The following is a 12,268-nucleotide window of genomic DNA, read 5'->3' as shown; positions in this document are numbered from 1 at the left end:
GGTACGGTAATGGCATGGCAGAGAAAGACCCCCTTCGGCTATATGGTGCGGGGCGGCGAAACCGTCCCCTGCCCTACGGAGGCTGACGCGGTTCAGAACATCTTCACCCGCTACCTGGCGGGGGCCTCCTTCGGCAGGATCGCGGAGGAGATGAGCAGAGGAAACATCCCCTACCACCAGCATACCAGCCAGTGGAATAAGCACATGGTCAAGCGGATTCTGGAGAATGGGAAATACCTGGGGACAGGCGTCTACCCACGTCTCGTCAGCGATGAGGAGTTCCTCGCGGCGCAAATCCAGCGGGAGGACAAAACTGACTACACGCCCTGCCCCGCTGAGCTGAATCCTATTCGGGAAAAAGCCGTGTGCGCGGTATGCGGAAGCAGAATCGCGCGGGACACCAAGTCCCATGGCCGGCCCCGCTGGGTATGCGCCAATCCAGACTGCGGAGCTATCGTCCGCACCAGCGATGAGGAGGTGCAGAAACGGGTATCCCAGCGGCTCCGCCAGCTGGCAAACACCCATAACCTGCTGACACCGCCTCCCGCACCGGAGGCTGCCCCCTCCGCAGACGCTCTGCGCATCCAGAATGAGCTGAACGTGTGCTTCAACCGCTCGGATATCAACCCCGACTACATGAAGACGCTGATCTTCGCCGCCGCCGCGGAGCAGTACGCTGTCCTGCCGGATCTCACGCCGGTTCATGATATGGAGGCACTTCGGGAGCGCCTGGAAACCGGTCCCGTCAGTGACAGCAACCTGCGGGAACTGCTGGCAAAGGCGGTAAAGGCCATCCGCATCGGCGGACAGGATTACATAGAACTGGAACTGACCAACGGAACGATGATAGGAAAGGAGCAAACCACATGACCACACAACAGACTCCCCAGAAGCGGCGGATCACCGTCATTCCTCCCAATCCCCAGCTTACAGAGCGGGACATTCACAAGAAGCACCTCCGGGTAGCCCCCTACTGCCGGGTATCCACGGACAGTGAGGAGCAGCTCAACAGTTACAACGCCCAGATCGCCTACTACACCGAGAAGATCGCCGCCACACCGGAATGGACTATGGTCCGCCTGTACGCTGACGAGGGCATCACAGGCACGTCCATGAAGCGGCGCAAGGAGTTTTTGAAGATGCTCCGGGACTGCGACCGGGGTAAAATTGACCTCATCATTACCAAATCGGTGTCCCGCTTCGGACGCAACACCCTGGACGGTCTGGACACCGTCCGCAAGCTGAAGCGGAAGGGAATCGGCGTCTTCTTTGAGAAGGAAAACACAAATACCCTTTATATGGATAACGAGATGATCCTCACCTTTATGATGAGTCAGGCCCAGGCAGAGAGCGAATCCCTCAGCGGCAGCGTCAAGTGGGGCCACCGGAAGAACTTCAAGGACGGCAAGGTCTACTACCACTACGCCAGCTTTCTCGGCTACCGCAAGGGGCCGGACGGCCTGCCGGAGATCGACCCCGATGAGGCGGCCATCGTTCGCAGGATCTTCGCCCGATACCTGCTGGGCCAGAGCGTCCACCAGATCTGCCGGGACCTGATGTCGGACGGCGTCAAAACCGCTCAGGGAAGTGATTCCTGGCACGACAGTGTGGTGAGGAAGATGCTGCAAAATGAAAAATACATCGGGGACGCCTTGCTCCAGAAGACCTTCATGGCGGATCTCTTCACCCACGAGCAGAGAAAGAACATGGGGGAGCTGCCCCAATACTACGTCCACGAGTGCCACCCCGCCATCATTGACCGGGACACCTTCCAGCGGGTGCAGGAGGAGCTGGCCCGGCGCTCCAGCCTGCGGAAGACCTCCTCCAAGGCCAAGACGGAGCTGGGTAAATACTGCGGCAAATACGTCCTCAGCGAGCTTCTGGTCTGCGGCGAGTGCGGCAGCCCCTACCGCCGGGTGGTGTGGAGCCGACCCGAGGGTAAGCGGATCGTCTGGCGTTGCATCAACCGCCTGGAGCATGGGAAAAAGATCTGCAAGAAGTCCCCTACCTGGAATGAGACGGACATCCAAGCCGCTGTGACCGCCGCCATGAACGAGCTGTTCCACGCCCAGACCGCAAAGGAGGCGCTGGAGGCAAGCATCACCGCCGCCCTCGCCGGGGAGGATGGGGAGCTGTCCCTGCCGACGCTGGAGGCGCAGATCCGCAGCCTCACGGAGCGTCAGCTGGAGCTGTTCCAGCTGGCCGTCAGCGCCGGACCCGACTGCCTGGAATATGACGAGGAGATCCAGCGGGTCAATATGGCGAAAACCTCGCTGATGGCGAAGAAGGCGGAGCTGGAGCGTAAGGGCCGAACCGCCGCCGCGTTCGACCGGAGGATGGAGGACATCGCCAACGAGCTGGCGCAGACGGCTGGGACCATCACAGAGTTTGACGAGGTCACCGTTCGCCAGCTGGTCAGCAACATCAAGGTGGTCAGCAAGGACACCCTGCTCATCTGCTTCAAGGATGGGACTGAGATCACGCAGACGATATAGGGAGGGAGACTGCATGATCTATATTACCGGCGACACCCATGGCGGCTTCCAACGGTTTAACACCAAAAATTTCCCACAGCAAAAGCAGATGGGCCGCAGCGACTATGCGGTCGTCACAGGCGATTTCGGGGGCGTGTGGGACGATTCACCCAGGGAGGCATACTGGCTCGACTGGCTGGAGGAAAAGCCGTTTACCACCCTCTTTGTGGACGGAAACCACGAAAATTTCGATAGGCTCAGTGAACTTCCCGTCCACCAGTGGCAGGGTGGGAAAGTCCACTATGTCCGGCCCCACGTCCTCCACCTGATGCGTGGGCAGGTCTTCGAGATCGACGGAATATCCTTCTTCACCATGGGCGGCGCTGCCTCCCACGACATCCAGGACGGCATCCTCGATCCGGCGTCCCCCGGCTTCGAGCAGGAATACTGGTTCAAGCGCCGGACGCGGCAGATATTCCGGGTGAAGGGCGTCTCCTGGTGGCCCCAGGAGATGCCCTCTGAGGAGGAATACGAGGAGGCTGTCAGGAACCTGGAGAGGGTCAACTGGCGAGTGAACTGCATCCTGACCCACTGCGCCCCCACCAGCATCCAGCAGAAGCTGGATCAAAGCTACACCCCGGACCGGCTGACGGACTTCCTCCAGATGGTCAAGCGATGGTGCCAATTCGATTGCTGGTTCCTGGGTCACTACCACTGCAACTGCGTGGTAGATGACCGCTTCATCGTCCAATGGGAACAGATGGTGGAACTGCAATGGGAGTGACGACGGCATAACCTGATACCGCTAAGGAGCAAGCCCTCGGGGGACCGAGGGTTTGCTCGTTGGCGATTTCAAACTCCAGAGAATAAAAAACAGGCGCACCCGCGCCGGAAAGGAGAAACCAGAATGAACGTCAGAAAACCTGTTGACTACAGCACCATGTTCGCGGCGCTGGATACGTTGATGACGGCAGACCTGCCCCAGATGGAACTGTACTGTGAGATTGGCCGGCTGGTCAGCGACAGGCCAGAGAAAGGCGCCGCTGTTGCAGCGGCGGAGTATCTGTGCGGCGCATACCCTGACGCCTCCGGCTTCTCCCCCCGGAACCTGCGCCGGATGCGGGAGTTCTATCGCGCCTATGAGAGTGTACCAGAGGTGCTGGCTGAGGCCATGGCCATCGGCTGGACTCAAAATGTGGTTATCCTGGAGACGGAGCTGTCCACCCAGGAGCGGGCATGGTATATCAAAGCGGTTGGGCAGTTCGGCTGGTCGAAGCTGGAGCTCCAGCAGAGAATTGCGGATCATGCTCATCTGGAAATCGTCCTCGACTTTGCGGATGAAGTGTGCTATACTGAAGAAAACACCGCCAGCATGGAGTGTATAGCCAATGACAAAGATCCTGTTTGTGTGCCATGGAAACATCTGCCGCAGCCCAATGGCCGAGTTCGTGATGAAAGACCTGGTAAAGAAAGCGGGGCTGGAGTCGGAATTCCTCATCGAGTCCGCAGCCACCAGCACCGAGGAGATCGGCAACCCGGTCTACCCTCCGGCCCGCCGCAAACTGGGCGAGCATGGAATCGATTGTGCTGGCAAAACAGCCCGCCAGCTGAGGAACGAGGACTACGAGCGGTACGACCTCCTGATTGGAATGGATCGGGCCAATCTGCGAAATATGCACCGCATCTGCGGTGGCGATTTCGATGGCAAGCTGCATCTGCTGATGGAGTTTACCGACCGCCCCAGCGATGTAGCCGATCCTTGGTATACGGGTGACTTCGAAACTACCTGGCAGGATGTGTCAGTTGGGTGCAGCCGGTTGCTGGGTTGGCTCATAAGCCGGGATCAGAGCGGGGAGATCGTAAAATGAGCGAGCGGATAAAAAAACAGAAAGATAACATCACAATTCGCTCCAGTGCCGCTGAATATCTTACTTTTGTAGCGTCCACAGGCGATAGCGCAGAAAGCATCGAAATGCGTTACGAGGATGAAAATATCTGGCTTACACAAAAGATGATGGCGGAGCTGTACAATGTAGATGTACGAACTATCAATTACCACATCGGCAAGGTGTTCGAGGATTCCGAGTTAGAGGAGAGGTCAACTATCCGAAAATTTCGGATAGTTCAATCTGAGGGGAACCGTCAGATCAGCCGCGAGGTAAATCACTATAATTTGCAAATGATTATTGCCGTGGGCTTCAAAGTGAACAATGAACGTGCTGTTCAGTTCCGTAAATGGGCCAACGCCATTGTGAAGGACTACACGATCAAGGGCTGGGTCATGGACGAGGAACGGCTGAAAAATGGCGGTACCGTTCTGACAGAGAAATATTTTGAGGAACAGCTGGAAAAAATCCGGGAGATACGGCTGTCTGAGCGGAAATTCTATCAGAAAATCACAGACATCTATGCCACAGCTCTTGACTATGACAGAACGGCAAAAACGACTAAGGATTTTTTCGCAAAAGTCCAGAATAAGATGCATTTTGCTGTTCATGGACATACCGCCGCTGAAGTGATATACTATCGGGCTGATGCGGACCAGCCGCATATGGGTCTGACCTCCTGGAAAGAAGCGCCTCTTGGCAAGATTATGAAAAGCGATGTATCTATTGCCAAAAACTATCTGACAGAGGATGAATTGTATTCATTGGAACGTATCGTGTCCGCCTATCTTGATCTGGCAGAAGACCGGGCGCGGCGTCGCATTCCCATGACAATGGAGGATTGGGCAAAGCGGCTGGACATTTTCCTGATGGCCGATGACCGGGAAATCCTGACGAATGCTGGAACAATCACTGCCGAGATTGCAAAAGCTCATGCCGAAAGTGAATTTGAGAAGTATCGGATCATTCAGGACAGATTATATGAGAGCGACTACGACCGCTTTCTTGCCATGGAACAAGGTGCGGCCTCCGATGAGGATGGGCAATCCGGTCAAGGGATGACGCTGCTTTGAAATACGAAAAATCGATTTTGTCCACTTATTGCATGCGGAGTGTCCTTATAGGATTTGAGTATCCTTGTGGGACACTCCGCATTATTTTTTATATAAAATGGTTGATTATCTCAAAAAAGCCTTGATTTACGGGCATACACGCAGGATTTCAAGCTGAATTTACTACCAATTTACTACTTTTGAGGGAAAGAGCCTTGATATGCGCCTACCCCCTGCGAGTACAGAAAGCCCAAAGACCACAGCACAACAGCATTGAAAAAATAAATGAAAACTGAATACGACGCAAACGCGGCGTTTCTTACTTCCTAATCGGGAGGGACAGGAACGCCGCTTTTTTTATGCCCTCATGTTACGCATTAGGGGCAGAAAAAGCCTTGATTTACAAGGACTTTCAGACACATTTCTGACGAAGTAAGGGATTTATACCTAAACCCGCCAAAATGAGGTTCTATTGCGTAACAAAGACCACGAAAAGGAGTGATGAAGCTATGGCAGTTTTCCGAGTGGAACGCAACAGGGGCTATACCGTTATGAGCAACCACCATTTACGAAATAAGGAGCTGTCCTTAAAGGCAAAGGGGCTTTTATCCCAAATGCTGTCACTTCCCGAAGATTGGGACTATACCCTTGCGGGGCTGTCACAGATCAACCGGGAAAAAATAGACGCTATCCGGCAAGCCATAAAGGAACTGGAACGCGCCGGGTATATCGTCCGTTCACGGGAGCGCGACGAAAAAGGACGCTTGCGGGGTGCTGATTATGTAATCTATGAGCAGCCGCATACAGAACCTACGCCGGATTTACCTACATTGGAAAATCCAACATTGGATAATCCAACGCAGGAAAAACCAAGGCTACGGGCTGATGAATTGGAACTAAAATAAAATTTTTCAAAATCGAAAGGAGTATTTACACTATGGCAATGAACAAAATCGACCGTATCAACCGGGAAATTGAAAAGACCCGCGAGAAGATCACCGAGTACCAAAATAAACTGAAAGGGCTGGAAGCACAGAAAACCGAAGCGGAGAATTTGCAGATCGTCCAGCTTGTGCGCTCTATGCGCCTTTCCCCTGCGGAGCTTACTTCTATGCTGAAAAGCGGGGCAATCCCCGGCATGGCACCCGCGCCCGTTTATCATGGCGCAGACAATGAAGAAATGGAGGAAACCGAGAATGAAGAATAAAAAAATCCTTAACATGATACTGACCTTATGCGCCGCCTTTCTCCTTATGGGCGGCTTTTCTGTTACCGCCTACGCACAAGTCCCGGAGGGCGCGGAGGATGCCACCGACGACAGCGGCGTTGTCTACGAGGAACCCCAAAAGGAAGAACCCCTTACCCCGGACGGGAACGCGACCCTTGTAGACGATTTCGGCGGCAACAAGCAGCTTATCACCGTAACGACCAAAAACGGCAACTATTTTTATATCCTCATTGATCGGGACGACGAGGGAGAAAATACCGTGCATTTCCTCAATCAAGTGGACGAAGCCGACCTTATGGCACTCATGGAGGACGGGGAAACGAAAACAGAGCCGCCCGCTGTCTGCAACTGTACGGAGAAATGCGAACCCGGCGCGGTCAACACCCTATGCCCGGTATGCAGCACCAATTTGACCGCTTGCAGCGGCATTGCAGCGGAGCCGGAAACGGAGGAACCCACAGAGCAGCCGGAAAAGAAAAACAATACGGGCGGGCTTTTGGTATTCCTCATTGTGGCACTTCTTGGCGGCGGGGGCGTGTTCTACTACTTTAAGATTATGAAGCCGAAGCAGGACGTAAAAGGCGGCACAGACCTTGACGATTTCGATTTTGACGATTACGACGAGGACGAGCCGGAAGCTGATGACGCAGAGGGGGACGACACGGAAACGGAGGACGACGAGGAATGACGCTGTTCACCGACAACCCCTTAGAACGAATGATGATACAGAAACCGGGCGACGGGCGGCGGGGAAAATCCCCGCCCGCTTCCGTTCCCCCGCGCTGCCGGGGCTGTTCCTACAACCGGGAGCCGCCCTGCATTGGGTACTGTATCAAGAAGTTATCAGAGAAAAAAGCGGAAAAAGGAAAGGAGGATTTTTGATTGACTTCACATAGATTAGTGATTGCGGAAAAGCCCAGCGTCGCGTCTGGTATCGCTGCTGCGCTTGGCGTGAAAGAGAAAAAAGACGGGTATATCAAGGGCGGGGGCTACCTCATTTCTTGGTGTGTCGGTCATTTGGTGGAGCTTGCGGGGGCTGCCGCCTACGGGGAGCAGTATAAAAAATGGAATTATGAGAGCTTACCCATTCTGCCGCAGGAATGGCAATACACCGTATCAAAGGACAAGGAAAAGCAGTTTGCCACCTTAAAGGAGCTTATGCACCGCGCCGACGTTTCGGAAGTTGTGAACGCCTGCGACGCTGGACGCGAGGGAGAACTGATTTTCCGTTTCGTCTATGAAGTTGCGGGCTGTGACAAGCCCATGCGCCGCTTATGGATTTCCTCAATGGAGGACAGCGCGATCAAGGCGGGCTTTTCAGACTTAAAAAACGGGCGGGACTTTGACACGCTCTATGCTTCCGCATTGTGCAGGGCAAAGGCTGACTGGATCATTGGTATCAATGCGACGCGCCTTTTCTCCTGCCTGTATGACAAGACCTTGAACGTGGGGCGGGTGCAGACCCCTACACTGAAAATGCTTACCGACCGGGGCGCGGCAATCTCCCATTTCAAGAAAGAAAAATATTACCATGTGCGGCTTAATTTATCCGGCGCAGAAGCGGCAAGCGAGAGGATTTCGGACAGGAAAACCGCCGACGGGCTGAAAGCGGCTTGTGAAGCGGAAACAGCGGTATGCGCTTCCCTCACCAAAGAAAAAAAGACCGCCGCCCCGCCGAAGCTCTTTGACCTCACTTCCTTACAGCGGGAAGCAAATAAGATTTACGGCTATACGGCGAAGCAGACCCTTGACCTTGCACAGACCTTATATGAAAAACGGCTGCTTACCTATCCCCGGACAGACAGCACATTTCTTACGGACGACATGGGCGAAACGGCGGCAAAGACCGTTTCCCTCTTATCCGGCAAACTCCCCTTTATGGAGGGTGCGGCATTTACCCCGGATATATCCCGCGTCCTTGACAGCAACAAGGTAAGCGACCACCACGCCATTATCCCCACTATGGAGCTTGCGAAAACCGATATAGCCACGCTGCCGGAAAGTGAAAGGAATATCCTCACCCTTGCCGGGGCGCGTCTTTTATCCGCTGCCGCCGCGCCGCACGTTTTTGAAGCGGTCACGGCGGTTTTCTCCTGCGCTGGTTCAGAATTTACGGCACACGGAAAGACCGTTCTTGTGGGCGGCTGGAAAGACATTGAACGCCGCTTCCGGGCGACCTTAAAGGGCAAGCCCAACCCGGAGGACACAGAGGGCGACGGAGAAACTACCCTGCCGGAACTGACCGAGGGACAGACCTTTATCAACCCGGCTGCAGAGGTGACGGAGCATTTCACAACGCCGCCGAAGCCCCACAGCGAAGCAACCCTTTTGTCGGCAATGGAACGCGCCGGGAACGGGGACACCGACCCGGACGCGGAACGCCGGGGGCTTGGCACTCCCGCCACCCGCGCCGCTGTCATTGAAAAGCTGGTAAAATCCGGCTTTGTGGAGCGCAAGGGAAAGCAGCTTATCCCCACGGAAAACGGAAACGCCCTTATCTCCATTTTGCCCGATCTGCTGACTTCCCCGCAGCTTACCGCTGAATGGGAAAATAATCTGACGCAGATCGCAAAGGGAGCCGCCGACGCTGGGGACTTCATGGCGGGCATTGAAGCTATGGCGCGGGAGCTGGTAACAACAAACACCGCCGCCGACAAAAGCAAAGTAAATTTCACGGATAAGGACGAAAAGCCCTCTCTTGGCAAATGCCCCCGGTGCGGTTCCCCTGTCCGGGAGGGCAAAAAGAATTATTATTGTTCTAACCGGGAGTGCGTCTTTACCATGTGGAAAAACGACCGTTTCTTTGAGGAACGGAAAACCGCCTTTACCGCGAAGATTGCCGCCGCCCTCTTAAAATCCGGCAAAGCAAACGTCAAGGGCTTGTATTCCCCGAAAACAGGCAAAACCTACGACGGAACCGTTGTTTTAGCCGATACGGGCGGGAAGTACGTCAACTATAAGATTGAGATACAAAAGAAAAAATAACTTTTTTAGCAAGCATAGGAAAAGAGTACCCTTTTCCGTAAATCCCCTGCCAACGCTGACGCGCTGGACGGGGGATTTTGCTTGTTGGGAAGTGTCCCAAACCCTCTAAAAAAATCAAAAAATCTTGGCAGAACGCAGGGGCGCGGTGTAGTACGGCAAAGGAGCCGGAACGCCGCGCCCTTTTTCTGCCCCAACGGAAAGGAGGAATGAGCTATGGCAACTTTACGGGACGCGGTACGGGACTATCAGGACGAGCTGCGGGCTGGGATTGCGTGGGTGGCGTTTTGGCGTGAGGGGCGGTCATGGAACAGCGATTACATCTACCTTGAAACCGACGACACCCTCACCCCGGAGGACAGGGGACGCTTGCAGGAGATACAGGCAAAAGACCCCGCCGCCGTTGTCCTTAACGGCTACTACTGCGGCTACTTGGGCGAGGACATGAACCTTGCGGAGCTGACCGCCGGAGTGCGCCGCCACTATGAAAACAGCTATAACAGTATCGCTGACTTTATCGAAGCCCACGACGACAGGCTTCCCCCGGAAGTAATCGGGGAAGCGCGGGAAGCCGCCCATGCCGCAGGGCTTCCCTTTTCGGAAAAGCCTTACCGGGACGGGGACTTTGACCCCTATGTATTTGACGGGAGCATGAGCATTGATGATTACGACCTTATGCACCGCATGATGAACGAAGAAAGGAGAAAGCAAATGAGCGAAACATTTTCAATCTTAATCGACAGCCGCAGCCGCTTTGAAACCGGGCAACCGGGCGGCGTGTGGCTATCCATGCCGACCACCACAGAGCAGCTTCACGAAGCCATGAAAAGCGTCGGCATTACTGCGGACAACCCGCAGGACTTTTTTATTAACGGCTTTGCCAACACCGAACAATACCCCTTTGACGTGCCGCTTCCCGTTATCCAGCGCAGCACCATTGACGAGCTGAATTATTTAGGCAATCTGCTTGTCATGCAGGGCGACGAGGACAGGGACAAATTCACGGCGGCGGTGACGCTGGGGGAATACGCCGGGAGCGTGAAAGACCTTATCAACCTTGCACAGAATCTTGACTGTTACTGGATATACCCCGCTGTCCGAACCGAAGCCGACTACGGCTATTACCTCATTGACGAGCTGGACGAATTGGAGCTGCCCGAAGAAGCAAAGAAATATTTCAAGTATGAGGAATACGGGCATGACGCGGTACGAAAAGACAAGGGGCAGTTTACGGAGCAGGGCTATATCTACAACAACGGCAACACCTTTTCACAGTGGTACAACGGGCGCGAAAGCGACATACCGCAGGAATACAGGGCTATGAGCTTCCCGGAGCCGGAACGCCCCGACCCGGAAAAATCCGATTTTGAAGCTGCGGCAGAACCCATTTTTGAGCCGCGCCCGGTTGAGCCGATTATCCTTACCGCCAACAATTCCGCTGACAAAATGAAAGAAATCACAGACCGCTTGGAGCATGGCATTATGGGAGTATTTGAAAGCGGGAAATATACCGACTATCTGCAAACCTTATCCAAATTCCACAATTACAGCTTTAACAATACCATGCTGATCGCCATGCAGGGCGGTACATTCGTGAAAGGCTTCCAGCAATGGAAAAAGGAATTTGACCGCCATGTGAAACCGAATGAAAAGTCAATCAAGATACTTGCCCCGTCGCCGTACAAAATCCGGCAGGAGGTGGAGAAGAAAGACCCGCAGACAGGACGGGCGGTAATCGGGAAAGACGGGAAGCCCGTCATGGAAACAAAGGAAATCCAAATCCCCGCTTATAAGGTAGTGTCTGTTTTCGACGTATCACAGACCGAGGGGAAAGAGATACCCGGCATTACCGACAATGAGCTGACAGGCGACGTGGAGCAATACCGGGACTTCTTTAACGCCCTTGAAAGGACTTCCCCCTTTGCTATGGGCTTTGAAGCGTTAGGCGGCACAGTAATGCCAGCATTCGATAGGGCAGGCCGTGTTTTTCACAGATTCGGAAGCGATTGTGGCCATCTACAATGACCATATCCTCATTGACGACGATAGGGGTGTAGCAGCCGTTTTTCAAAATATCGCTCTCCAAAGCAGAAAACTGCTCTCCGCTTAACGGCGGGAGCAGTTGTTCCATCTCTGGCAGAACGACAGGGGTTCGCTCAGAGTTACTGTATTCAGTTTTTGTGTTTTGCATAGCACATCTCCTTCAGTTTGATTTTGCGGGCATCGCCGTAAATTGCCGTTCTACCCAATCCGGTTCCTGACAGGCAACCCTGCTCGGCGCTGTGTCGTATGGCTTTCCTTGGCCCGCTCCCTCAAACTGAGATCATGACAGGCTTCCCCGAAAAAGTATCTGATTGGACGGTCATTTACTTTTACCCCAGACACAAAAACGTGCCTGGGGTACAGCGATAAGCCTGTAAATGATACCCAATCCCTTTCGGGAAAGCCTGTTATAATAGAAATCAATTAAAACACTATTTTCCCAATTCATTGCTGCATGATATAGTATAACTCTGACTGTGATGCGTGTCAAGGAGGATTTGAGGAAAATCTTGGATTCACTGATACGCCTAGTACTTCACCAAGATAGAAAATAGAAGTAGCGGAGAAGCGAGAAATGTGGTAAAATACTCTCGGGTGATGAGG

The 12,268-nt window shown here is 53.9% G+C and carries 10 protein-coding genes and 2 pseudogenes; all 12 read left to right on the top strand.

Annotated elements, in window-relative coordinates:
* Positions 1-870 (top strand): recombinase family protein (locus NFS22_RS21950; protein WP_251319808.1); only part of this gene is annotated, 870 nt, incomplete at its 5' end.
* A complete protein-coding gene (locus NFS22_RS21945) occupies positions 867-2,495 on the top strand; it encodes a recombinase family protein (protein WP_251319807.1) in 1,629 nt (542 codons plus the stop codon). The genes NFS22_RS21950 and NFS22_RS21945, both read left to right, overlap by 4 nt.
* A gap of 13 nt (positions 2,496-2,508) precedes the next feature.
* The gene (locus tag NFS22_RS21940; protein ID WP_251319806.1) at positions 2,509-3,258 is read left to right on the top strand and encodes a metallophosphoesterase family protein; all 750 of its coding nucleotides are present in this window, start codon (positions 2,509-2,511) and stop codon (positions 3,256-3,258) included.
* Between the two features lie 123 nt (positions 3,259-3,381).
* Positions 3,382-3,723, top strand: a pseudogene (locus NFS22_RS24195) (DUF1016 N-terminal domain-containing protein); the annotation flags it as partial.
* 139 nt (positions 3,724-3,862) lie between these two features.
* Entirely contained in the window at positions 3,863-4,342 is a 480-nt protein-coding gene (locus tag NFS22_RS21930; protein WP_251319804.1) for a low molecular weight protein-tyrosine-phosphatase, read from the top strand.
* An 8-nt stretch (positions 4,343-4,350) separates the two neighbouring features.
* The gene (locus tag NFS22_RS21925; protein ID WP_478293289.1) at positions 4,351-5,433 is read left to right on the top strand and encodes a virulence RhuM family protein; all 1,083 of its coding nucleotides are present in this window, start codon (positions 4,351-4,353) and stop codon (positions 5,431-5,433) included.
* Between the two features lie 440 nt (positions 5,434-5,873).
* Positions 5,874-6,284, top strand: a pseudogene (locus tag NFS22_RS21920) (helix-turn-helix domain-containing protein); the annotation flags it as partial.
* A gap of 65 nt (positions 6,285-6,349) precedes the next feature.
* Positions 6,350-6,619: a DUF4315 family protein gene (locus NFS22_RS21915; RefSeq protein WP_251319803.1), complete on the top strand. Its 270-nt coding sequence runs from the start codon at positions 6,350-6,352 to the stop codon at positions 6,617-6,619.
* Positions 6,609-7,328: a DUF4366 domain-containing protein gene (locus tag NFS22_RS21910; protein WP_251319802.1), complete on the top strand. Its 720-nt coding sequence runs from the start codon at positions 6,609-6,611 to the stop codon at positions 7,326-7,328. Before NFS22_RS21915 ends, NFS22_RS21910 begins: the two co-directional genes overlap by 11 nt.
* On the top strand, positions 7,325-7,522 hold the full coding sequence (locus NFS22_RS21905; RefSeq protein ID WP_251319801.1) for a hypothetical protein: 198 nt from the start codon (positions 7,325-7,327) through the stop codon (positions 7,520-7,522). The genes NFS22_RS21910 and NFS22_RS21905 overlap by 4 nt, the downstream gene beginning before the upstream one ends.
* Complete coding sequence (locus tag NFS22_RS21900; RefSeq protein ID WP_251319800.1) at positions 7,523-9,625, top strand: DNA topoisomerase 3; 2,103 nt, start codon at positions 7,523-7,525, stop codon at positions 9,623-9,625.
* 213 nt (positions 9,626-9,838) lie between these two features.
* Positions 9,839-11,647 carry an antirestriction protein ArdA gene (locus NFS22_RS21895; RefSeq protein ID WP_478293288.1) on the top strand — a complete coding sequence of 603 codons (1,809 nt, stop codon included), beginning with the start codon at positions 9,839-9,841 and terminating at the stop codon, positions 11,645-11,647.
* Positions 11,648-12,268 lie beyond the last annotated feature (621 nt).

The sequence above is a fragment of the Flintibacter muris genome, assembly GCF_943192995.1.
In the GTDB taxonomy this organism is placed as follows: Bacteria; Bacillota; Clostridia; order Oscillospirales; family Oscillospiraceae; genus Lawsonibacter; species Lawsonibacter muris.
This window is presented reverse-complemented; position numbering and strand designations above follow the sequence as displayed.